This is a genomic window from Bdellovibrio sp. MYbb2, assembly GCF_056175685.1.
The window spans coordinates 1,634,121-1,655,510 of sequence record NZ_JBJKJI010000001.1 but is presented as its reverse complement, the minus strand read 5'-3'; the positions used below and the strand labels follow the sequence as shown (position 1 = coordinate 1,655,510).

Annotated in this window: 22 protein-coding genes and 1 tRNA gene; 16 read left to right on the top strand and 7 right to left on the bottom strand. The window is 50.9% G+C overall.

From position 1 onward, the window contains the following. Nucleotides 1-44 precede the first annotated feature (44 nt). A complete protein-coding gene (locus tag AC04MQ_RS08000) occupies nucleotides 45-1,187 on the top strand; it encodes a cyclic nucleotide-binding domain-containing protein (RefSeq protein ID WP_015091928.1) in 1,143 nt (380 codons plus the stop codon). A 1-nt stretch (nucleotide 1,188) separates the two neighbouring features. Next, the gene (locus AC04MQ_RS07995) at nucleotides 1,189-1,875 is read left to right on the top strand and encodes a PilZ domain-containing protein (protein WP_015091929.1); all 687 of its coding nucleotides are present in this window, start codon (nucleotides 1,189-1,191) and stop codon (nucleotides 1,873-1,875) included. On the opposite strand, the gene AC04MQ_RS07990 is transcribed toward AC04MQ_RS07995, so the two are convergent. Beyond that, entirely contained in the window at nucleotides 1,872-2,480 is a 609-nt protein-coding gene (locus AC04MQ_RS07990) for a DUF4337 domain-containing protein (RefSeq protein ID WP_015091930.1), read from the bottom strand. The genes AC04MQ_RS07995 and AC04MQ_RS07990 overlap by 4 nt on opposite strands. 125 nt (nucleotides 2,481-2,605) lie before the next feature. Between AC04MQ_RS07990 and AC04MQ_RS07985 the strand changes: the two genes are divergently transcribed. Continuing rightward, nucleotides 2,606-3,019, top strand: coding sequence for a CBS domain-containing protein (locus AC04MQ_RS07985; protein ID WP_015091931.1), 414 nt, complete (start codon nucleotides 2,606-2,608; stop codon nucleotides 3,017-3,019). A gap of 40 nt (nucleotides 3,020-3,059) precedes the next feature. Here the strand turns inward: AC04MQ_RS07985 and AC04MQ_RS07980 are convergent, their stop codons facing one another. Then, nucleotides 3,060-4,997 carry an LTA synthase family protein gene (locus tag AC04MQ_RS07980; RefSeq protein ID WP_015091932.1) on the bottom strand — a complete coding sequence of 646 codons (1,938 nt, stop codon included), beginning with the start codon at nucleotides 4,995-4,997 and terminating at the stop codon, nucleotides 3,060-3,062. Nucleotides 4,998-5,120: 123 nt separating this feature from the next. On the opposite strand from AC04MQ_RS07980, the gene AC04MQ_RS07975 reads away from it, so the two are divergent. The 5 genes from AC04MQ_RS07975 (at nucleotide 5,121) to AC04MQ_RS07955 (ending at nucleotide 10,136) form a co-directional block, all read left to right on the top strand. Beyond that, nucleotides 5,121-5,351, top strand: a complete 231-nt coding sequence (locus AC04MQ_RS07975) for a BolA/IbaG family iron-sulfur metabolism protein (protein WP_015091933.1) — start codon at nucleotides 5,121-5,123, stop codon at nucleotides 5,349-5,351. A gap of 14 nt (nucleotides 5,352-5,365) precedes the next feature. Beyond that, nucleotides 5,366-5,671 carry a Grx4 family monothiol glutaredoxin gene (gene grxD, locus AC04MQ_RS07970; protein ID WP_015091934.1) on the top strand — a complete coding sequence of 102 codons (306 nt, stop codon included), beginning with the start codon at nucleotides 5,366-5,368 and terminating at the stop codon, nucleotides 5,669-5,671. A gap of 1 nt (nucleotide 5,672) precedes the next feature. Next, nucleotides 5,673-5,879 carry a YgaP family membrane protein gene (locus AC04MQ_RS07965; RefSeq protein ID WP_011165270.1) on the top strand — a complete coding sequence of 69 codons (207 nt, stop codon included), beginning with the start codon at nucleotides 5,673-5,675 and terminating at the stop codon, nucleotides 5,877-5,879. Between the two features lie 11 nt (nucleotides 5,880-5,890). Further along, complete coding sequence (locus AC04MQ_RS07960) at nucleotides 5,891-7,276, top strand: FAD-binding oxidoreductase (protein WP_015091935.1); 1,386 nt, start codon at nucleotides 5,891-5,893, stop codon at nucleotides 7,274-7,276. A 133-nt stretch (nucleotides 7,277-7,409) separates the two neighbouring features. Then, on the top strand, nucleotides 7,410-10,136 hold the full coding sequence (locus AC04MQ_RS07955; protein WP_235046140.1) for a fibronectin type III domain-containing protein: 2,727 nt from the start codon (nucleotides 7,410-7,412) through the stop codon (nucleotides 10,134-10,136). 2 nt (nucleotides 10,137-10,138) lie between these two features. Here the strand turns inward: AC04MQ_RS07955 and serA are convergent, their stop codons facing one another. Continuing rightward, nucleotides 10,139-11,344, bottom strand: coding sequence for a phosphoglycerate dehydrogenase (gene serA, locus AC04MQ_RS07950; protein ID WP_475391796.1), 1,206 nt, complete (start codon nucleotides 11,342-11,344; stop codon nucleotides 10,139-10,141). Between the two features lie 110 nt (nucleotides 11,345-11,454). Between serA and AC04MQ_RS07945 the strand changes: the two genes are divergently transcribed. From AC04MQ_RS07945 to AC04MQ_RS07915, 7 genes are all read left to right on the top strand, one after another. Further along, entirely contained in the window at nucleotides 11,455-12,813 is a 1,359-nt protein-coding gene (locus AC04MQ_RS07945) for a sigma-54-dependent transcriptional regulator (protein WP_041577899.1), read from the top strand. Next, on the top strand, nucleotides 12,813-13,757 hold the full coding sequence (locus tag AC04MQ_RS07940) for a phosphatidate cytidylyltransferase (RefSeq protein ID WP_475391795.1): 945 nt from the start codon (nucleotides 12,813-12,815) through the stop codon (nucleotides 13,755-13,757). The genes AC04MQ_RS07945 and AC04MQ_RS07940 overlap by 1 nt, the downstream gene beginning before the upstream one ends. Continuing rightward, on the top strand, nucleotides 13,754-14,524 hold the full coding sequence (locus AC04MQ_RS07935) for a lysophospholipid acyltransferase family protein (protein WP_011165276.1): 771 nt from the start codon (nucleotides 13,754-13,756) through the stop codon (nucleotides 14,522-14,524). Before AC04MQ_RS07940 ends, AC04MQ_RS07935 begins: the two co-directional genes overlap by 4 nt. Then, nucleotides 14,499-15,404, top strand: a complete 906-nt coding sequence (locus tag AC04MQ_RS07930; RefSeq protein ID WP_475391794.1) for an MBL fold metallo-hydrolase — start codon at nucleotides 14,499-14,501, stop codon at nucleotides 15,402-15,404. The genes AC04MQ_RS07935 and AC04MQ_RS07930 overlap by 26 nt, the downstream gene beginning before the upstream one ends. Continuing rightward, on the top strand, nucleotides 15,395-16,246 hold the full coding sequence (locus tag AC04MQ_RS07925) for a YihY/virulence factor BrkB family protein (protein ID WP_475391793.1): 852 nt from the start codon (nucleotides 15,395-15,397) through the stop codon (nucleotides 16,244-16,246). Before AC04MQ_RS07930 ends, AC04MQ_RS07925 begins: the two co-directional genes overlap by 10 nt. 217 nt (nucleotides 16,247-16,463) lie before the next feature. Next, complete coding sequence (locus AC04MQ_RS07920; RefSeq protein ID WP_475391792.1) at nucleotides 16,464-16,823, top strand: winged helix-turn-helix domain-containing protein; 360 nt, start codon at nucleotides 16,464-16,466, stop codon at nucleotides 16,821-16,823. After that, a complete protein-coding gene (locus AC04MQ_RS07915) occupies nucleotides 16,807-17,403 on the top strand; it encodes a nucleotidyltransferase family protein (protein ID WP_475391791.1) in 597 nt (198 codons plus the stop codon). Before AC04MQ_RS07920 ends, AC04MQ_RS07915 begins: the two co-directional genes overlap by 17 nt. An 18-nt stretch (nucleotides 17,404-17,421) precedes the next feature. Here the strand turns inward: AC04MQ_RS07915 and AC04MQ_RS07910 are convergent. Together AC04MQ_RS07910 and pepT are read right to left on the bottom strand one after the other, a co-directional pair. Beyond that, nucleotides 17,422-17,498: transfer RNA gene (locus AC04MQ_RS07910), tRNA-Arg, on the bottom strand. A 202-nt stretch (nucleotides 17,499-17,700) separates the two neighbouring features. Further along, on the bottom strand, nucleotides 17,701-18,927 hold the full coding sequence (gene pepT / locus AC04MQ_RS07905; RefSeq protein ID WP_475391790.1) for a peptidase T: 1,227 nt from the start codon (nucleotides 18,925-18,927) through the stop codon (nucleotides 17,701-17,703). Nucleotides 18,928-19,062: 135 nt separating this feature from the next. Between pepT and AC04MQ_RS07900 the strand changes: the two genes are divergently transcribed. Beyond that, the gene (locus tag AC04MQ_RS07900; protein ID WP_015091947.1) at nucleotides 19,063-19,563 is read left to right on the top strand and encodes a fascin domain-containing protein; all 501 of its coding nucleotides are present in this window, start codon (nucleotides 19,063-19,065) and stop codon (nucleotides 19,561-19,563) included. Nucleotides 19,564-19,641: 78 nt separating this feature from the next. Here the strand turns inward: AC04MQ_RS07900 and AC04MQ_RS07895 are convergent, their stop codons facing one another. Then, nucleotides 19,642-20,109 (bottom strand): hypothetical protein, encoded by a 468-nt coding sequence (locus AC04MQ_RS07895; RefSeq protein WP_475391789.1) that lies wholly within the window; start codon nucleotides 20,107-20,109, stop codon nucleotides 19,642-19,644. Then, nucleotides 20,099-21,157 (bottom strand): zinc-dependent metalloprotease family protein, encoded by a 1,059-nt coding sequence (locus AC04MQ_RS07890; protein ID WP_475391788.1) that lies wholly within the window; start codon nucleotides 21,155-21,157, stop codon nucleotides 20,099-20,101. The genes AC04MQ_RS07895 and AC04MQ_RS07890 overlap by 11 nt, the downstream gene beginning before the upstream one ends. Between the last annotated feature and the right edge of the window lie 233 nt (nucleotides 21,158-21,390).

Sequence of the window (21,390 nt, the reverse complement as noted above, 5' to 3'; positions counted from 1 at the left end):
TCCAGCCGATATAACCATGTGATTTCTTTAAGGAGTGGGATGCTATGTCTGTAAAAACCTTTAAAAAAGGCGAAGTGATCTATAAAGACGGCGATAAAATTACGGCCGTTTATCTGATCCAATCCGGTGGTGCGAATCAATGTCTGATCCGCGGCAAGAAAACCATCGACCTTTTCCAACTGGGTTCTTCTCATATTCTTGGTGATCAGGTGATTCTGGGGCAAGCCACTCACCCCACGTCGGCTGTTGCAACCACTGAAACCAAGGTGCTGGAAATTCCGGTTGAAACTCTGAAACAGCAATACGAAGGCGCGCCACAAATGCTGAAGGTGATCATCAAATCCCTGGCAGACCGTCTGCGCCTGGCTATGAATGATGTTCGTTCCAGCAAGCTGGAAAAAGACTCGTCCCCTTGCCCTGAAGATCAGGTGGCGAAGGTGTACGGCGCGATCTTCCACACAGCCAATCACAAGGGTGACAGATCCCAGGCCGGTCGCGTGATTGTGGACTGGAACATGATGAAGCAATACTGCCAGCGCGTGATGGGAGATTCCCCGAAACGTATCGAACAAGCCATCAACATTCTGGTGAAACTAAAACTGGCTTTGTACGAAATGGGCAAAGACCCGACAAACCCGGATGGACCGGAAGAAATTCAGAAGGTTCACTTCCTGGATCTGGGCCTGGTGGAAAGCTTCTTCGAATTCTATCAATACTACTATTTCAAAGGCGGCCGATCCGACCTTTTGAAAGTCGATGAGCTGTGCGTGCAGATGCTGGGTGCGATTCTGAAACTTTCAGAAAATGAACAGCCCGACCGTTTCGGCATCGTGGGTGCTGATTTTGCGAAGTTCAGCGAATTCTGCAAAGAGGAAATCGGCATCAATCTGAACAATGACCACTTTGCCCGCTTGGAAGGCAAAGGCGTCTTTATGAAGCGTAAAAATGCCGGCACAGGCGTTGTCCTGCAGTTTGAAGTCAAAGAATTCCGTTCAATCCTGCAAAGCTGGAAGATGCTGCGCGAGATTGAAAAATGGAATGAAAAAGGCTTCGTCGACATGGACGAAAAAGAAGAAAAACCAAAGAAAAAATCCAGTGGTCCTGCCTGCCCGGCTTGTAGTGCCGATGTTCAGGCCGGCGCCAAATTCTGCCACGAATGTGGCCATAAGATGACTGCGGCGGCTTAACATGAGTGAATCCCTGATCGTTTTTAAAGCCATTCACAATGAAGCCGAAAAACAGACCCTGTTGCAACGTCTGGTGAACAGCGGTGAAACGATCGTCCTTAGAGACAAGTTCGATCGCAGCATCACCCTGCGCACCATGGGCGTGAACGACAAACTGCAGATCAAATGCCACCCGCCAGAATCCACGGCCATGAACACCGAGGATTCTGCAAGGTTCACCGCCAGCTTTTCCATCAAAGGTGAAAAGTACCTGTTTGAAACCCACCCGGTGATCAACGAAACCAACATCACCCTGACGGTTCTGAACCTGTTCCATCTGCAAAAAAGAAAAAACTATCGCTATGTGATCCCGGCGGATTATTCCGCCGAGTTCGTGGTGACGTATTTGAATCAGTCCGTGTGTTCACACACCTGCCGTCTGCTGGATTTATCCACGGAAGGCTGTGCCGTTGAAATCCCACAGACCGAAGCCAATCTTCATCTGGAAGACCTGGTGGAAGCCGAAATTTTCCTGGGCGACCGTGACCCGATCGTGGTTCAGGGCCTTATTAAAAATATCCGCGTGAAGAATGATGAAACGCTGGTTCTGGGCGTTGAGTTCAATCACATGGCCAATGCCAGCGAGGGTAAGATTGTGGCTTCCCTCACAGACTTGCAACGCGATATCTATTTCCGTCGCACGGGTTAAGCAACACCAAGGTAGGCCCACAGGGAAACTCCCGCGCCGACCATTCCCAAAACACACATGCCTGCAAAAAACACATTTTGCAGGCTTTCTTTTTTCAGAATCAAGCTCATCGCCCCCAGCACCAGACACAGCTGGAAGAACAAACTGGACATATCAAAACGATCCCCGGCAACCGACAAAGTTGCCAGATGGGATTCCATCTCTTGTGCGCCGATGATTTTACCCATCTCGCCATTGATGTCCTGAACCCAGTTGTCCTGGCCGACGGTCTGCGACCCGCGAAGGATTTCATTCTTTTCTTTTTTATAGCGCACAATGCGTTTCTGCAAAGTGACCAGATGACTGTCGATGGCTTTTTCGGTCCCTGGCTTCAGGGCCCCGGCGTGCTTCAGGCTTTCCAGCAGGGATTTTTCCCCTTCGACCAGCGTTTCCTTCACGCTTTTGGACTGGTACCACATGTAAGCTGCGGCTTTTTCATTGGTTCCGATGATCTCATCATCCCCGTACTTGCCCGCAACCAGATCACTCACCGCCATGACCGCCGCAAAAACAGCAATCACAACACCACAACGAATTTCAAAATTGGAAGATTTATCGTCTGACATGACGAAAGATTTAAAAGCATTCCATCTGTGTCAGTCAACTTTTTCCTGAGCACACGAATGACAAAATACACCTCTGCGGTTTCAGCAAAAGAAATATCATTAGACAAACCAACAAGGAGTTTTCCATGAAAGTGAAAGACGTCATGCATGAACGTGCAGAGTATATCAACCGTGAACGGACCGTGCGCGAAGCCGCCGAGATGATGGCGAAAGGTGATTACGGTTGTCTGCCCATCGAGGAAAACGACCGGATGATTGGCATGATCACCGACCGCGACATCACCCTGCGAGTGGTTGCCAAGGGCCTGGATCCCAACGTCACAAAAGTCAGCGAATGCATGAGCAAGGGCATTGAATATTGCTTTGAAGACGACAACCTGCTGGAAGTGGGCGAAATGATGGCGTCCCAGAAAATCCGTCGCATGCCGGTGATCAACGAAAGCAAACGACTGGTGGGAATGCTCAGCCTGGGTGACATCGCCAGCAAGGCCCGCGATCAAAGTCTTTCCCACGAAATCCTGTCCAACGTATCCCACTAAAACAAAAGGACCTCTGCATGAGGTCCTTTCTTATGTTTCGTTATTTTGATGGATAATAAAGCTTATTATCCCACATGCCTTCATTGAAATACTGGATGGTGGCTTTAAGCTTTTTTTCCAGAACCTGTCGGCGCGGCGAGGTGCCGGGTTGATCGGCCGGGATCTCGTGCTCGGTCGCACGGTCGGCCATGGCAAACATCTGCGGATCTCCATGCCCCGGAGTCCAACGCACAAAATAGTCCTTTGCAAACAGCAGATAGCGACCATCGATGAAGTTCACCGCGGTCTTGTCACCCGGAATGAAAATAGAACTTCCCAGATAGTTCTGATCCTTGTCTGATATCCCCAGGAAATCCAAAACCGTCGGCAACACGTCGATCTGCTGCACGACCATCTTTGTATCCACTTCCGGGAACTTGTAACCCGGATGATACATGAACAGAGGAATGCGATAGCTGCCCTGCTCGTTTTCAAATTCGGGACGATAGTGCATGGACGCGTGATCAGCCGTCACAATGAACAGCGTATTTTTGAACCACGGTTTTTTCCCGGCTTCGGCAAAGAACTTTTCCAGAGCAAAGTCGGTGTATTCCACCGTTTTCAAAATCTCGATCGGGCCTTCTTTGAAACGGTCCTGATACTGAGCCGGAATCTTGTATGGCTGATGCGAGCTGAGCGTGAACACTGAAGTCATAAACGGCTGTGGCAACTGATCCACCTGGGTCAACATCCATTGCAGGAATGGTTCATCCCAGATGCCCCAGACACCGTCATCATCCGCACCGTTACCGTATTCACGCGCACCGAAGTACTTTTCAACCCCGGCACTTTGCATGAAGGAATCAAAGTACATGGTCCCGTTGTGCCCGCCATGGAAGAAGCTCGTGGAATATTTCGCCGGAGTCAGAAGCGTGCCCAAGCCCAGGAAATAGTTCGAGGTAAAGTGCGAGGAAATAAACGGTTCGTTCATCAGCGCCGGAATCCCACCCATGATCGCCCCCACCCCTTCGATGGAACGGCGGCCATTGGCATAGGCATTTTCAAAGCTAAGCGACTTGGCTTTTAAAGAATCCAAAAACGGAGTGTAGGACTTGCCGTTCACCGGACCGATGTATTCTTCACCGAAGCTTTCAAGAATAATGATCACCACATTCTGCGGGGCCTTCGGGCGGCGGCCTTCCATCAGGGAGCCACGCAAAGATCCATTCAGCAGGGACAGCATTTCGTGCTGGTCTTCAAAGTATTTATCTTTGCTAAGCCCTTTGGCACCGTAACTTTTGATAAACGTGAAAGTGGAATTCAGCACCAGATTATTCAGCAAGGGCGCAGTGAAAACGTTGGCGTTCACAAAACTGACGGGTTTGGCCTGAAGCCCCCCGCGGATACCGATCACCGAAATCGCCAGCGCCACAAAACAAAGGAAACCATGAGCCAGCCACAGCCTGGCTTTTTCTTTTCCATCTTTGCCGCTCCATTGCAGCTTCTCAAAACCTGCCAGTGTCACCTTGCGCACCAGCAGCACGAACAACAGCACAATCAGGGTGTTCACCAAGAACAGCAGCCAGTAACTGCTGACGAAGTTCCAGACTTTGCCGGGGATTTCATTTACCACAAACAGGCTGTCAAAAGTGAAGCGGCGGCCGACGAAGTTGATGAACTCGGTGTCGCCCAGGTTCAGAATCAGGAAGGGCACCTGCAAAATACTGAAAACCACCCACGTCACTGTCGCCCAAAGTCCGTTCCAGGCCTTGGGCCACGGCACAAAAGCCAGTAGCAACAAAGGCGCCGTCAGACTGAGGATGGCCGCCACATCAAAGCGCAGACCCACAATAAAGGACCACAAAATGTCCTGGGCGGGTTTGTTTTTGAATAAACTCCAATTCCAAATAAGGAACTCGGCTCTTGCGAAGAAATAGAAGAGCACAGTCAGCAATACCAGAGAGAATATCTTAATCAGGCGGTAGGACGGTCCAAACATGGGCCCATAGTACACTGGCGGCGCGCGTCATTCAATCCGCCGTCGCTAAAGCTTTGGCGTGACGAGTCCTCTGCCTTGGCGAAGGCTGGACAGAGGGAGGCCCCTCTGCTAGTTTCCCCTTCTATGACAGCAGAACAAATGAAAGAACGTTTAGAGAAGCATTATCCTCAATCCACGATCGAAGTTTTCGATCTGACCGGAACTCAGGATCACTGGGAAGTATTCGTGGAAAGCACTGTATTTGCCGGCATGTCCCGCATTCAGCAGCACCAGAACGTGATGGCTTGCTTTGGTCCAGAATTGAAGACCGGCGAGGTTCATGCCCTGTCAATCAAGACTAAGATTAAATCATAAAAAGGACCGTTAAAATGGCAACGACACACGAAAGAATTGATCAGATTGTTAAAGGTAACAAAATCGTATTGTTCATGAAAGGGACCCAACAGTTCCCAATGTGCGGTTTCTCTGCACGTGCATGCGCAATCCTTCAGGATATGGGCGTTCAGTTCCACGATGTGAACGTACTTGATGACGACGAAATCCGTCAGGGCATCAAAGACTACGGCAACTGGCCGACAATTCCACAGCTTTACATCAACCACCAGTTGGTTGGCGGCAGCGACATCATGATGGAAATGTACCAGTCCGGTGAACTTCAGGAACTTCTGAAGTAACATGAGATGCAATGTCGCCCTGTGGGACCGCATTCTAAGATTTCTGTTCGGCGTGGGTTTGACCGCTTACGCTGTGGCAGGCGGTCCTTTCTGGGCGTACATTGGGGTCTATGGTCTGATCACGGCCGCTTGGGGCTTGTGTCCCGTCTATGCTTTCTTTAGAATCAGAACTCTGAAAGATTATCACCGCCCGATCAACGAAGAATAGGATTGTAGCCCATGTCCACCACAGCTCTCCGCGACCTTGAAAGCATCTTGAAGAAAGACCAAATCAAAACCGACGAAGAGAGTCTGAAATACTGGGGCCGGGACTGGACAACCTATTTCGATATCAAAGCCAGCGCCATTGTTTTTCCTCACTCCACCGCTGACGTGGTTGCGCTGGTTCAATGGGCCCGTCAAAACAAAATTGCTCTGATTCCTTCCGGGGGCCGCACCGGTCTTTCCGGCGCCGCGGTCGCCACCCAAGGCGAAGTGGTCGTGTCTTTTGATCAAATGAACAAAATCAAAGAGTTCAATTCCGTGGATCAAACCGTGGTGATTGAACCGGGTGTTGTGACTGAGGCTTTGCAACAGTTCGCGCATTCCAAACAGCTTTTCTATCCGGTGGATTTTGCGGCACGCGGTTCTTCCCAAATGGGTGGCAACATCGCGACCAATGCCGGAGGCATCAAAGTCGTTCGTTACGGCCTGACTCGTGACTGGGTTGTGGGTCTGACTGTGGTGACTGGTACCGGTGAAGTTCTGGAGCTGAACAACGGCCTTGTGAAAAATGCCACGGGCTATGATCTGCGCCATCTGTTCATCGGTTCTGAAGGAACTTTGGGCTTTATCACTGAAGCCACCATCAAGCTTGCTGCCAATCCCCCGCCAATGAATGTTCTGGTGATGGGTGTGACCGGGCTTGATGCCGTGATGAAAATCTTTGCGGAATTCAAAACCAAAACTCCGCTGGTGGCGTTTGAGATGTTCTCAGACAAAGCTTTGAGCAAAGTTTTGGACAGCACAGGTTTGTCGGCTCCGCTGGCGACCGAGTGCCCGTTCTATGTTCTGGCGGAAGTTGAAACCCGCAACGAACAGGACCAGGAACACGCTTTGGGCGTGTTTGAAAAGTGCCTTGAAGAAGGCTGGGTTCTGGATGGCGTGATTTCCCAGTCGGAAGTTCAAGCCAAGACCTTCTGGAGATACCGCGAGGACATCTCTGAATCTTTGGCGAAATATTCCCCATACAAAAACGACATCGCCGTGGCGATTTCCAAAGTTCCGCCATTCATGGAAGACCTGGACCAGGTCCTGTCCAAGGCTTATCCGAACTGGGAAGTGGTCTGGTTCGGTCACATTGGCGACGGGAATCTGCACATCAATATCCTGCGCCCAGAGGGCATGACCAAGGAAGAATTCGTCAAAGAATGCCGCAAGGTCGACGTGATGGTCTTTGATGCAGTTAAAAAGTACAAAGGATCCATTTCTGCCGAACACGGCGTGGGCCTGACCAAAAAGACCTTCCTGAATTACACTCGCTCTGAAGCTGAAATCCAGCTTATGCGCGGAATTAAGAAAGTCTTCGACCCGGACAACATCATCAATCCGGGCAAAGTTATCTAGACCCACCCTAGGACCTGCACCCATGGCTCTTTCCAGTCTGCACTGATAGACTGAAAGGGCTGTGCGTAAGCTAATACTTCTTCTATTTTTATTGTGCGTTTCGTGTACCAAACCCTTGGGCGAAGAAGATCCGTTGGATCAACCTTCCACCGAAGCACCGGGCGCATTCAACCTTGCGACCATTCAGCGATTTGATCACCAGCTGCTGGTTTCCTGGAGCACTTCCAAAGGTGCTTCTTCTTACGAATTAAAATACGGAACGACTGCCGGCACTTATACCAATTCAATCAAAGCCAGCAAGTCCCCGGTTGTGATTGAAAGCGGCCTTGTGCCGGGAACGACTTATTACTTCCGCGTCACTGCCAGCAATGAAATTGGTACAGTGGATTCTTCCTCTGAGAAAAGCTATCCGTACATGGGCGCTCCGGGCGAATTTGCCCTGCTCACCGTCTTGCCTGGAAACAACCAGGTGGCTCTGACCTGGGAAGCCAGCCCCGAAGCTTCCTCTTACACGGTGATGTATGGCACCAGCGCAGGCAGCATGACAACCTCGGCCGGAAATTCACTGACCACGGCGAAAACAGTATCCACACTTGATAACGGCACGACTTACTATTTCTCTGTCATCGCCAAGAACTCGGTTGGCAATGCCACTTCGACAAACACCCTGTCTGCCACACCAAGTCCTCCGCCGACAGCACCGCTGAACCTGACGGCGACCGCCGCTTCCACGAAGTGCACGCTGACCTGGGAAGCTCCCGCCACTGGCACAGCGCCCTTCGTGTACACGGTCCGTCGTGTGACAGGTCCGGGCACCGATGTGGCTGTTTGCACCAACACTCCCCTTCTGGCTTGTGAAGAAACCATCGCCGCAGGCAACTATCAATATACCGTGGAAGCCACAAATGCTTCTGGCACTGGAGCCAAATCAAGTGAGGTGTCCTGCCCGGTCGGACTGCCGGGAGCATTCCAAATGCTGACCGCGACGCCGGGTGATGGCCGTACAACCCTGACTTGGGAAGCCAGCAGTCTTGCGACTGCCTACACCGTTCGTTATGGAACCAGTGTCGGCACTATAAACACAGTGGCCTCAACCACGGCGACATCCCCGTACATCGTCACCGGTCTGACCAACATGGTTCCGTACTATTTCTCGGTGACGGCAACAAATGCGGTGGGTTCGAAAATTTCCACCAACACGCTTAGCGCCACCCCGAACATTCCTCCAACGGTTCCCTTGACGCCGACTGTGACCGTGCCAGAGATCGGCAAGTGCACGCTGAACTGGATGCCGCCCGCCAGCGGGGCTCCACCCATCACTTACACCGTTCGCCGTATTGTGAATCCAAGTGTGAATGTAGTGATTTGCGAAAATATCGCCACCAGAACATGCTCTGAAGAAGGGCTTTCCGGCGGGACATACAACTACACGATCGAAGCCATCAATTCTGTCGGCACCGGTCCTGCCACTGGCAACATTGCCTGCAGCCTTGCCGTTCCTGTCGCCGCCACTTTTGGCGCACCGACCATGGGGAACAAGAAAGCAACTTTGACCTGGACCGGCGGAAGCGGCGCAAATTCTTTCACCGTGAAATACGGCACCACAAATCCGCCGACCACCGTGGCCTCGGCATCTGCCACCTCCCCTTATGTGATTGAAAGTCTGACCAACGGAACTTTGTACAATTTCCGGGTTGAAGCTGTGAACGCCTACGGAACCACCACATCGACGAATCGCACGGGAACTCCGGTCAGCAATCCACCGACACTGACCTGGACAGGGCAATTGACCACAACGATTGCCGCCCTGAACAGCATCACCACGCGTAATTTCACCATTGCTGATCCTGATCCCGAAGACAACGTGGATTGCGCTAGCTCTGTGACTGCGACGACTTCCGATCCCACGATTGTTCCGCAGGGAAATATCGTCATTGGCGGCAGCGGATTAAACTGCAATATTTCTGTCACTCCGGCGGCAGGCTCTTCCGGATTTGCCACGGTTTCCATTGTTGTTTCTGACGGTCAGGCCAGCTCCACGACGAACTTGAGTGTGTACCGTCTGCCAGCGGCGCAAAGAATCTATTCCTGGAAAAAATACGGGTCTTACGGCGGCCCGGCCATTCGTGTTCGTCGCACAGCCGACAATGCTGAAGCAGACATTTATTTTGACAGCAACGGCCTGGTGAATAAAACCGCTTTCGACACTTTCAGAAGCGGCGGCACGCCGACCCTGGTAAGATGGTATGATCAAAGTGGCAACGGCATTGATGCTGTCCAAACAACGGCGGCCTATCAGCCCAACGTCAGCATTACGACGGCGGGGATTTTAAATATCACCACCTCCACAGCAGCCCATGCGCTGACGGTGCCAAATTTCCCGGCGTCCACCGCGAACACGATTTATATGAATTTCTTCTATACGGCCGACAGTGTGCTTAAAGAGCTTTTCTCGTACGGAACACATGAAGCTGGTTCCCGATCCGGATTCCATCTGAGCAAGAACACCGGCACCACCGGCACTTGGCTGGGCCTCACGGCCCTTGATGGCAACACCTGGGAAACCACGACAGGAGCAGCAAGCAGCGCCAGCGAACGGGGGCTTGCCCTTGTGGTCAACACTTCAACGATGAAACGAGATGTGATTACGGCAACGGTGGGAGCATCCGCCGCTGCAACAAGAGCCACCGGGAATATGACGGCCTATGCTGCTCCGGCTGGAGGAACTCCCCTGCATGTCTTTGCCGGCGGGACAGCTGGTGCCAGCAATCCGATTCGCGGCATTACGAAAGAAATCCTGATCTGGAATCAGGAACTTGCGAACGACCAAATCAAAGCTTTGGCCACTCAGAACAACTAAATCTAGTAAACCACACGTGTGCGGATGGAACGGGACAACTTCTCGATATCCGCCGCCAGCGTGTGCGCCTGACTGGAATGCAGATCCATCACCAGATAACCGATCTTTTCATCCGTCGACAGATATTGACCTTCGATATTGGCCCCGGCTTTGGAGATCAAACCGTTGATTTCACCCAAGACCCCCGGTTCGTTGCGGTGGACGTTCAAAATACGCGATGTCCCCTGCTTCACTGGCAGATCCACATTCGGGAAATTCACTGCCCCCGGCGAAGAACCAATTTTCAAATAACGACGGAAGCTTTCCGCCACCTCAAGACCGATGGCATACTGGGCTTCCTCGGTGCTGCCCGCGATGTGCGGGGTCAGAATCACGTTGGGAATTCCCTGCAATGGGGATTTGAATTTTTCTTTGTTGGAAGCCGGCTCTTCCGGGAACACGTCGATCGCACAACCGCCCAGATGTTTTTCCTGAAGGGACTTTACCAGATCTTCAATCACCACCACGGTGCCGCGGCTGGCATTGATCAGGAAGCTGCCTTTTTTCATCATCGACAGTTCTCGCGCACCGATCATGTCTTTCGTTTCCGGCGTTTCAGGAACGTGCAAGGTCACAAAGTCTGAACTGCGCAAAAGATCTTCCAGCGAGTTCTGTACCATGGCATTCCCCAAAGGAAGTTTTTTCAGCACATCATAGAACAGCACTTTCAAGCCCATGGATTCCGCCAGGACACTGACCTGACTTCCGATGTGACCATAACCCACGATTCCCAAAGTTTTGCCACGGACTTCTTTCGAGCCCACGGCAGACTTCACCCATTCGCCCAGATGAGCTTGAGTGTTTCGGTCGCCCAGTTGACGGGACAGGGAAATCATTTCTGCGATTACAAGCTCTGCCACAGAACGAGTGTTCGAATGAGGAGCATTGAACACCGGAATCCCCTGTTCACGCGCGGTCAGAAGATCCACTTGATTTGTTCCGATACAGAAGCAGCCAATCGTGACGAGGTGCTTGTTGGAATCCAGAACTTTTTTGGTGATTTCAGTTTTAGAGCGAATGCCCAGAACATCATAGTTTGGCAGAAGTTTCAGCAGCTCGTCTTCGGAAGGTGCATGAGCAATAAGATCGACTTTGTAGCCTTCTTCCTCCAGCCTTTCCTTCGCAACGGTGTGAATATTTTCAACCAACAAGATTCTTTGAGCGCTCATAGGGCCTCCACTGGAAAATGGTAACTCTGTTCCCGTCCTTCGTCACTATTCACGGTGACGAGGCGTGCTAATGATGGCTAATTAAGGGCCGTCGGGTATGCTAAAGTCCTATGGCAACAACTCGAGTATTCTCTCTACTTATCGTCGATGATGATCCACTGATCCATCAGTCCTTGAAGCTGTCCCTGCCAAACCATTGGAAGGTTTTCTCGGCTCCAACTTTGGAAGCCATTCAATACGAGCGTTTTTATCATGCGGCTTTCGTCGATATGCATTTGGAGCCGGGCTCTACCAAAGCCGTGGGTCCGACGGTGATTGAAAAGCTGGTTAAGCATAACAATCAACTGGAAGTCGTGGCGATGTCCGGGGACCTGAGCCGTCCCCTGATGGAAAGCTGCCTTAAAGCCGGCGCGCAAAGATTTTTGGCCAAGCCCCTGATGCCGGAAGAGACTCTGCTGGTGCTGGAAAAAATCGAAGCCCTGTGGGATCTGCGCAGTGTGGACCCTGCCTCCAACCGCAAATCCACGCGTTGGGTGGGAGCATCTGATGCTTCCCAAAAAATCAAAAAACGTATCGCGGATCTGCGAGGTGAAACCAGCCCCGTTTTGATCGAGGGTGAAACCGGCTGCGGTAAGGAAGTTGTTTCCCGCCTGCTGCATGAACAAGAAGGCGAACGCCCGTTCATCGCAGTGAACGTTGCCAGCATCCCGGACAATCTTTTTGAATCTGAAATGTTTGGTCATATCAAAGGCGCCTTCACGGGTGCTGATCAAAACAAAGTGGGTCTGACGGAAGCGGCCCACGGTGGGGATTTGTTCCTGGATGAAATCGAGGCTCTGCCTTTGACCCAACAGGCAAAACTTTTGCGCTTCCTGGAAACCGGCGAAGTTCGCAAAGTCGGCGCCAAAGAAACGACGCAGGTGAAAACCCGCGTGATCGTGGCCAGCAACAAACCGCTGGAAAAAATGGTGGCCCTTGGAGAATTCCGCGAAGACCTTTTGTATCGTCTGGCTTCCCAGCGCATTCAGCTGACCCCGTTGCGTGACCGTCTTGAAGACATCAACGAACTGGCCGCGCACTTTCTGGATGCTGAACGCCCGCGCCGTAACAAATCATTCACTGAAGACGGCCTGGAAGCTTTGAAAAAGTACAACTGGCCAGGAAACGTGCGCGAACTAAAGCGCGTGTGCGAACAGCTGAGCCTGACATCACCACTGCCGTTTATTCGCGGTGAAGACGTGGCCGCCTGGCTGAAGCCAGCAGCCACTGCAACCACGGCCCCGTCTTACACGGTCATTGATTTCAACAAAGGTTTAAACAATCTGGTCGAGGAGTTCGAAGCCCACGCCATCAAGACCTGCCTGAAACAGACCAAGGATATCGAAGAGGCTGCGCGTATTTTGCAAATCTCGCGCTCAAGCCTTTACAAGAAAATCAAAGACTACAAAATTGAAGAGGAACCTTCGTAATGGATTTTTTTGATCTGGATCTTCCCATCCGCATGGCCATGCCCACCGCCTGGGAAAACCACATTTACCGCCAGACAGTTCTGATCGTTCTGTCGATCATCTTTGCTTCCGGCCTGATCGTCTTTTTCTTCCGTCAGAAGAACTATTACTTCGTTCAATCCTGGGCCAGCATCAAATCCTGGCTGATTGCCGCTCCGCTGATGTTCCTTGCCATGGGAATGCCGGAACCGTGGCCCTTGGTGGCTTTGACCGCCCTGGCGATTCTGGGAGCAAAGATTTTCTTCCAGATCATGGGAATGTTCCATCGCAGCTACTTCGTGATGATCTGTTATGCCGGCATTATCGGCCTGGGGGTCTGTGCTTGGTATGACCGTCTGGATATTTATAATGCCATGCCGATGGTGGTACTGGGGCTTTCCTGCTTGGTGCCGCTGGTGAAGAACTCGTACAAACGCATGATTCAGTATATTTCCCTGACCTTGCTGGCGTTCATCTTCCTGGGCTGGTCCTTCATGCACCTGGGTCTGATCATGAAAATGCCGAACGGCGTTTTTCAGGTTATGTACCTGGTGATCCTGACCGAGTTCTGCGATAACACCAACTTGGCGGTCAGCCGTTATATTGGTGGCTGGAAAATGTTCCCGGGCATCAACCCGCGCCGTACTGTCGGCAGTACCATCGTATCTGCTCTGCTGACGCTGTTCCTTGCGGGTTGTATGCGCTTCCTGTTGCCGGATGGATCTGAAAAGTACTGGTTGGCTTCAGGTCTTGTGGCTTCCATGGGTGGTTTCGTTGGGGATTACCTGATGACTGTGGTTCGCCGTGATGCCGGCATGAAAACCGTGGGCCCGTTCATCATTGGCCGTGGGGACTTCCTTCACCGCATGGATCGTTTGATCTTTGTGGCGCCGATTTATTATTACGTGATGACGGTAATTCTATGAAGGATTGGAACTACGAAAACGAACAGTGGACGAAGCTTCCCACTTATCTGAAGCACCTGCCGCTTTTCACCCGCCACATTGACTTGTTCAGTGTGTGCATGCGTTTTCTGTGGTCTGTGATCCTGAAGAACATCCTGTACAAGTTCTATATCCGTCTGGAAGTTCGCGGCACCCCGTTTGCTGAAATTTACAGAACCCAGCCCAAACTGATCATCATCAGCAATCACGCCAGTCACCTGGATGCCGTGTCTATCGCAGCCTCCATCCCAAGACGTTACTGGCTGAATCTGTACATCGCGGCGGCGAAGGATTATTTTTTCAGCAACCCGGTGTTCATGTTCTTTTCCCAGCACTGTTTGGGCGCCATTCCGATTGACCGCAAAGACCGTAAAGGTGAAGCCATCAATCTGATCCTGAAGCTTCTGACTGAACTGCCCCGCATGTGGCTGATCATCTTCCCGGAAGGCACACGTTCCAAAGACGGCAAAATTCAGGAATTCAAACGTGGCGTATCTATATTTTCGGAGCGCACGCAGACACCGCTGTTGTTCACCTATCTGGATGGTGTGATGGAACTTTGGCCCAAAGGTCAATCCATGCCCCGCCCGGGAAAACTGATCCTGCACGTAGGTCCGGTTCATCCCCCAGGGCCGATCCAAGAGGTGTATGCTGCTTATAAGAGCTGGGTGCTGACGATCAATCCGGATGCTTTCCCAGCCGTTCCCGTGGAGGAAAAACCCCATGAGCCAGACAACGATTCAAATTGAAAACAAGAAACTGAAAATCGGGCCCTATGAGGTGTGCCCGATCCCCACGGGTCTTTTTGGCCTGGATGGCGGTGCGATGTTCGGCACAGTTCCCAAAGTCCTTTGGGAAAGAAGCAATCCCCCTGATGAGAAAAACCGCATTTCGATGGAAGCCCGCGGATTGCTGTTAAAGTCCCCGGGATGCAATATCCTGATCGACACTGGTAACGGGGGTGACTTTGTTGCCAAGTACGGCGACAAGATGGGCAGCAAGTTTGCGGACTTGTTCAATATCCAATCCGACGGCCCTTCCCTGCTGAAGTCTTTACAGTTCCATGGCCTGAAGCCGGAAGACGTTCATCACGTGGTTCTGACTCACCTGCATTTTGATCATGCCGGTGGCGCTACGACCGAAAAAAACGGCAAGCTTGTGCCAACCTTCCCGAATGCAAAATACTGGGTGCAAAAAGGCAATCTTGAAACCGCCAGCCATCCCAATGTGCGCGAAAAGGCCAGCTACTATGCTGCCAACTTCCAGCCCTTGATTGATGCCGGCGTACTGAACATCATGGACGGCGCCCAAGACAACTTCCTGCCGGGCATTTCCGCGATCATCAGCAACGGCCACACACTGGCGCAACAGGTGGTGAAGATCACCGATGGATCCACGACACTGCTTTATTGCGGTGACATGGTTCCCACCAGCACTCACGTGAAACTGCCTTGGGTGATGGGTTACGACCTGCACCCGCTGATGCTGATCGAAGAAAAACAGAAGTATCTAGGTGAAGCGGCCGACCAATCATGGTATCTTTTCTTTGAGCACGATCCTTACTGCGACGCTGCTCAGATCGAAAGACAAGGAAACGATTTTGCCGTTAAAACGAGATTTTGGCTTTAAGCGCGTCCGCGCAGGATGTGCAGCGGGCAACCGCGGAACTGGACTTCATTTTGTTTAAACGACTTTGGAGTGTACTCAAGGACACTATTCAACAAATGCGCGATGGCGAGCTGCAGCTGGTGGCCGCCTCCCTGTCTTTTTCCACCGCTCTGGCGCTGGTTCCTTTTATCGCCGTTGTACTGGCGACCTTTCAGTCCATCGGAGGCCTTGAGGCCTTTTACCCTAAAGTCGAAGCGTTGCTGCTTTCAAACATGAAGGAAGCCGCAGGCAGCGGATTCACGAAAATGATGAAAGTGGTTTTAAAAAACGTGAATGCCGGCAAACTCGGTACCGCCGGGGCCGTGTTCCTGTTTATCACGTCCATCCGTCTGATCCACGACATGGAAGTCGGAATTCACCGTGTGTGGAACCAGCGCAACACCCGACCGTTCTATAAACGCCTGATCTATCATTGGGGCCTTGTCCTGGCGATCCCGGTGTTCCTGGCTATTTACGTGGGCTTTACGTCGCTTGAACAGTTTCAGTTTGTTCACAGCCTGATTCCGGCAAAGGTTTCAAATTCGCTGGTGCTGGTCGGAACGCTGTTTTTGGTTTACAAAATGGTTCCGGATGTTCATGTGCGAACCCGGGCGGCGTTTATCAGCGCGTTTCTAGCCTCTGTGACCCTGTTCGGAGTTCACAAAGGCTATGTGCTTCTTGCTAAAAAGTTCTTCGCTTATAACAAGCTGTATGGCTCTTTTGCAGCCCTGCCGTTGTTGCTGTTGTGGATTCTGACATTGTGGTACGTGATTCTTGGCGGCGTTGCCTTGTGCGCTAGCCTGCAGAAGAGGCACGTGGCATAAGGGCATTAGGTTTCCCCACGCTGCCATCAAATCTCATATATTTGACTTAATACCTATCACAGCTCTTTAATGTGTTATAATATTACAGACATTATACAAATAATATCAATATCTTACAAGATTAATGAACTTGATTTACTATCGAATAATATTAATTTAATGTTAATCATTACTGATTTAATGACGATAACTGCTATAATAAAAAGCAGGAGATGATATGATGTTAGATAAGCTATTCGGAAACCAGACTGCCGCATCTGCACTGCTTTTTCTAGCTCGCTATGAAGAGGCTGCGGTAAGCGAAATGGCCAAAGCATTTCATGTTTCAAAAACTCAACTCTACCAACAACTAACCAAACTAGAAGATGCAGGAATTCTTTCAAGCCGCGAGATTGGAAATTTACGCATTTACTTCTTCAACCCTCGCTCGCCTATCAAAAACGAACTGCGCGCATTGCTGGAAAAATACATCGACACAAATATGCCCAAAGAATCCAACCCTGACTTCTATCTCATTCGCAAAAGACCACGCAGTCGCGGGAAAAAATTAGGTGGAGCTTATGAGCGATCAAAATAAAATCGACGAAAACATCTCAATTGCAAAGCTGGCCGTCATCATATCTGAACACCTCAAATCTCATGGGATCATATCGGTACTTTCTGGCGGCTCTGTTGTTACAATTTATACGGATGCCAATTTTTATGAATCCAGAGATTTGGATTTCATAAGCCCTGCCGATCACCAAAAAATCATGGAAGTAATGGAAATAATTGGATTCAAAAAAGCCAGACCGACACATAAGCATTTAACCCACCCTGATACAAAAATATTAGTCGAATTTCCCACTGGCCCCGTAAATCTGGGTGGATCTCCGATTCGATATGAACACATCCCAGAGCAACAAATAGAGGGTGGCACTATTCGCATTTTGAGCCCAACTCAATCCGTGATGGATCGCCTACTTCACTACATAGCAAGCAAAGATCCTCAAGGGCTGGATCAAGCCCGTGAAATCTGCGAAAGACATATGGTAAATCTTAGTGCCATTGAGAAGTGGGCAAAGACTGATGCTATGGCCAACGATGATCAGTATCAACGCATTATAAACACATGCAAGACCGCAATCGAGAAATACAATAAGTCACAAGATAAATGATATTTGGCTAAGGAAAAATGGTGATTCCGGTACGACTCGAACGTACGACCCTCTCCTTAGAAGGGAGATGCTCTATCCAGCTGAGCTACGGAACCACGGTCTCACTTGAAGTGAGGTTCCTTTATAGGGGTTTTACCCCCTGTTTTCAAGTACTTCTTTGGACTTTCAGACTGCGGAGAAAACTTTTACCCTCACGCAGATAAGCCCACGCCCAGCTCAGATGCCTTTATTGCGGGCATCACAAACATCAGTAATATCAATAACTTGAGATCAAACCCAAGAATCCTTCTTTTCTGCTCAGCGAGCCGCCAGCAGGCAGATTTTCTCGGCCAGTTCATAGGACTTCACAAACGACGGAATAGGCAGGAACTCGTATTTGGAGTGAAAGTTTAAAGCACCGGTGAAGAAATTCGGAGTCAAAATTCCCTTGGCAGAAAGAGCTGCTCCATCCGTGCCCCCACGCATGGGAATGACCTTGGGCTCAACGCCGATCTCTTTAAGACCCGTAAAAATCAGGTCAATCGCGCGGCGATCTTCGCCGATCGCGGAGCTGATATTGCTGTAGGTGTCGGTGATCTTAAGCTGCACCTGGGCGGTTGGATACTTGGCTTGAATCGATTCCGTGGCCTTTGCCAGTTTCTCTTTTCGTTTTGCAAAAGAGTTCACATCAAAGTCCCGAATCGAAGCTGTCAGCTTGGCTTCCTGCTGGGTGGCGGTCATGCCGTTAAACCAGATGTAACCCTCGCGGCCGGCGGTGTTTTCCGGCGTCTCTGCCCGATCAAACAGCGCCATAAAATCCTGGGCCATCAAAATCGGATTTACCAAAACACCTTTGGCGGACATCGGATGCGCGGTCACGCCGGTGAACGTCATGTCGGCGGTTGCCGCATTGAAGTTTTCATACACCACTTCGCCCAGTTCGCAACAGTCAATGGTGTAGGCAAAATCCACTTCAAAGCGGGACAGATCCATGGCTTTGGCACCCAACAGGCCGATTTCTTCGTCGGGTACAAAGGCCACAACGATGTCGCCATACTGTTGATCATCACGCAGGTTCGCCAGCAAGGTCATTACCACGCTGACAGCAGCTTTATTGTCGGCCCCCAGCACACTGGTGCCGTCGCTAAAGATAATATCCTGCCCTTGATAAGGTTTGATCTCGGGATGCTCGGACACTTTCAAATAGATATTTTCTTTTTTGTTCAGACAGACATCTTCGCCCATGAATTTCAGAATCTGCGGGTGAATATCAGGGCTCAAACCCACATCCACCGTGTCGATATGGGTGATGAAGCCAATGCGCGGGCCGCCTTTTTTAGTGCCCGGTTTCACGGCCGTCACCGTGGCATTCTGATCGACCACGATATTCTGCAGTCCCAGATCTTTCAGTTCCTGCGCCAACAACTCTGCGAGCTTCTGTTGTCCCGGAGTGCTTGGCAATGCCAAAGCATTGTCATCACTTTGTGAGCTGACTGCCAGGTAACGAAAGAAACGATCGACCAGTTGTTTTTGAATTTGCATCATAGGCCTCCATTTTGACACAGGACTCGACCGAGCCGAAGCATTATCTCGACATTTTCCCAAGCTAAATATTGAATCCCACTCTCGCCTGCTATCAGCTAGGGCTGAAGAGGTCATGGATGACCCGAGGAGAAACCAATGAAAATAAAATTTATTCTATCCGCGATTGTATTTGTGGGCATGGCCGCTCCTGCCGCTCAGGCCTGCAATGCGCCCATTTCGTGTGTGATCAAAACCTATCTTGGCAACTACGTCACCGCTGTCGGCGGCGGAGGCCGGCTCACTGATGTCATTCACACGGATGCCACCAAGGTGGGCTCGTGGGAACGCTTCACTTTGGTGGATTCCTGCGACGGAAACTCAGTGATCAACTATGGAATTAAAACAGCGACCGGCAACTATCTGACAGCCGTTGGCGGTGGCGGACGCATCACCGATGTGATCCACTCTGATGCGACTCAACTGCAGGCTTGGGAAAAGTTCAAACTGATTTCGCTGGGCTATGGTGCTTATGCCATCCAGACCATCAGTGGTCACTACTTAACAGCCGTGGGTGGTGGCGGCCGCATCACTGACACTATCCACAGCGATGCGACTCAAATAAGAAACTGGGAGAAATTCAGAGTTATCTGCAACTGATCAGGCATGCGATTTAACGGGCTTGCGATAAAGCTGCACGGCAATCAGCAGGCCCGGCGATCGCGAATAGTTAAGTGATTATCGGCCCGCCTTAGCTGCCAATGAATCCATGGGCAAAGTCGCATTTTGCCGAGCCTGCTCATCTTGTTCCCGCAAGAATGCGGCACGATCCAGAGGCTCACCGTCAGTTCCCACAAAATCCTGTTCCGTCACGGCAAATTGCTCTTTCCAGTCAGTGCCCATTTCTCTTTGCAGGATCTCTTCACTGCTCATGGGACCTTCATCATTACCCGCCGCCGCTTCAGCGGCAAAGCGACGGGACTCTTCGCAATCGTGACCCGGCTCATGTTTATGATCGTGCCTCGGGCGGCTTTCAGAAGCAAAACTTGCAAATTCCGTCATGGTTTCAGGCTCTTCAACCTGAGATTCCGCGGCAAAGGATTTGGTGGGCTCAGCAGCTTTGGGTTCTTGCCCTGTCCGCAAAGGGCTGCACCAAAGCCAGCCCACCACAACCAATCCTGCAACAATCATCAGCTTAGAACGCATAAGTCACCTTCACACCACCAACCTGTTTCAGATAATTCAACAAAGTAGAGCGGCCGTCATTCAAGTTAAAGAAGTTATCTGTACAAAGGGTCTTCTGGTTTTTACCGCAATGATCCAGTCCCATGTTGTGTCCCAGCTCATGCAAGTAGATCTTGGCAGTGTTGTCGTAAGCCGAAGCTGTTGCATATTTAGCGGTGCTGGACCAGTCGTTGTACCTTGAGCGCATGGCAAAGTGCGGACGATAGTTCTTGCCCACCCAAGACAAGCCGGAAGAACTTGTCGTACCCGGACCCGACACCACCGTCTGAATCTTGCTGCCACCCGAACCGCTTTGCGCTCTTTTCAGATGCGGCAACTGTGATTTGTCCTTGTAAAGTGAAGTTGACCGAATAGTCGAACGGGATTTCAAATCAAATCCCACGATATTCCCCAACACCTTAGCCGCGCGAGCCAGAACTTCACGGGAATAGAAGAATTTCTTCCATGCAGTATTGCCATTTCCGGCGTCATCGAAAGTCACAACCATATCAGTGCGAATACGCAGGATTTTGTCTGCATCCAACAAAGCATACACACGGTTGCGATCCGGCACATTGCCGCCGATGGCTTCCAAGTGTTCGAAGAACCGACGACGCGCCTCTTGAAGGTAATTGCTGGCAAAGCTGCCTTTGGCTGTGCGCACATAGACCGTGCGACCGGCATCAGCTTCAGAGCCCTTCATCGAAAATGTCACATGCAGCTTCGAACCCAGACAGAATGCCTTTTGCTTTTTCAAAGCACAGTACATGTCATAAGTGCGGTACAAAAAGTAACCCACAGAAATATCCGCCGAATTCGCCGGAGAACCCGTGTTATAGACGAAAGTGAATTTGTTGCCGTAAAACCAGGCTTGGTTTCCAGTCGCACGCTTTGGGGTCTTGTCCCCCAGGATCCACTCCACTTCGGCATCAATCTTTGGCAGATGCGCTCTGGTGATATCCTCTTGTTCCGTAGCCGTTGCCGCTGAACAGATTAACACCGCCCCCAAAGTTCCCCACAACGCTTTCATCCATCCCCCTTGATCTCAAAATCCCCGAAAAGGCTCATTGCAAAAGAAAATCCAGCCTCTGCGCCTTCTTATTTCGCGCACAGCCCCCGTCAGGGTGTCGAGGGTTCACAGTCTTTACACTCTGCTCATAACCCCTCGCGATCTGTTGTGTTTTACCTTTTTCAGAGTGAAAAGCGTCAAGTGACTCTACAGTGGGATGCCTTGTACGTGGCGTTCACCGAATTTCATGGGAG

Bases quoted from the DNA above. Each gene is read 5' to 3' on its own strand.
- AC04MQ_RS07985 (WP_015091931.1), top strand. From the start codon at position 2,606: ATGAAAGTGAAAGACGTCATGCATGAACGTGCAGAGTATATCAACCGT.
- AC04MQ_RS07900 (WP_015091947.1), top strand. From the start codon at position 19,063: ATGAAAATAAAATTTATTCTATCCGCGATTGTATTTGTGGGCATGGCC.
- AC04MQ_RS07960 (WP_015091935.1), top strand. From the start codon at position 5,891: ATGTCCACCACAGCTCTCCGCGACCTTGAAAGCATCTTGAAGAAAGAC.
- AC04MQ_RS07935 (WP_011165276.1), top strand. From the start codon at position 13,754: ATGAAGGATTGGAACTACGAAAACGAACAGTGGACGAAGCTTCCCACT.
- AC04MQ_RS07975 (WP_015091933.1), top strand. From the start codon at position 5,121: ATGACAGCAGAACAAATGAAAGAACGTTTAGAGAAGCATTATCCTCAA.
- AC04MQ_RS07915 (WP_475391791.1), top strand. From the start codon at position 16,807: ATGAGCGATCAAAATAAAATCGACGAAAACATCTCAATTGCAAAGCTG.
- AC04MQ_RS07965 (WP_011165270.1), top strand. From the start codon at position 5,673: ATGAGATGCAATGTCGCCCTGTGGGACCGCATTCTAAGATTTCTGTTC.
- AC04MQ_RS07940 (WP_475391795.1), top strand. From the start codon at position 12,813: ATGGATTTTTTTGATCTGGATCTTCCCATCCGCATGGCCATGCCCACC.
- AC04MQ_RS07945 (WP_041577899.1), top strand. From the start codon at position 11,455: ATGGCAACAACTCGAGTATTCTCTCTACTTATCGTCGATGATGATCCA.
- pepT (WP_475391790.1), bottom strand. From the start codon at position 18,927: ATGATGCAAATTCAAAAACAACTGGTCGATCGTTTCTTTCGTTACCTG.
- AC04MQ_RS07930 (WP_475391794.1), top strand. From the start codon at position 14,499: ATGAGCCAGACAACGATTCAAATTGAAAACAAGAAACTGAAAATCGGG.
- AC04MQ_RS07895 (WP_475391789.1), bottom strand. From the start codon at position 20,109: ATGCGTTCTAAGCTGATGATTGTTGCAGGATTGGTTGTGGTGGGCTGG.
- AC04MQ_RS07890 (WP_475391788.1), bottom strand. From the start codon at position 21,157: ATGAAAGCGTTGTGGGGAACTTTGGGGGCGGTGTTAATCTGTTCAGCG.
- AC04MQ_RS07995 (WP_015091929.1), top strand. From the start codon at position 1,189: ATGAGTGAATCCCTGATCGTTTTTAAAGCCATTCACAATGAAGCCGAA.
- AC04MQ_RS07980 (WP_015091932.1), bottom strand. From the start codon at position 4,997: ATGTTTGGACCGTCCTACCGCCTGATTAAGATATTCTCTCTGGTATTG.
- serA (WP_475391796.1), bottom strand. From the start codon at position 11,344: ATGAGCGCTCAAAGAATCTTGTTGGTTGAAAATATTCACACCGTTGCG.
- AC04MQ_RS08000 (WP_015091928.1), top strand. From the start codon at position 45: ATGTCTGTAAAAACCTTTAAAAAAGGCGAAGTGATCTATAAAGACGGC.
- AC04MQ_RS07990 (WP_015091930.1), bottom strand. From the start codon at position 2,480: ATGTCAGACGATAAATCTTCCAATTTTGAAATTCGTTGTGGTGTTGTG.
- AC04MQ_RS07920 (WP_475391792.1), top strand. From the start codon at position 16,464: ATGATGTTAGATAAGCTATTCGGAAACCAGACTGCCGCATCTGCACTG.
- grxD (WP_015091934.1), top strand. From the start codon at position 5,366: ATGGCAACGACACACGAAAGAATTGATCAGATTGTTAAAGGTAACAAA.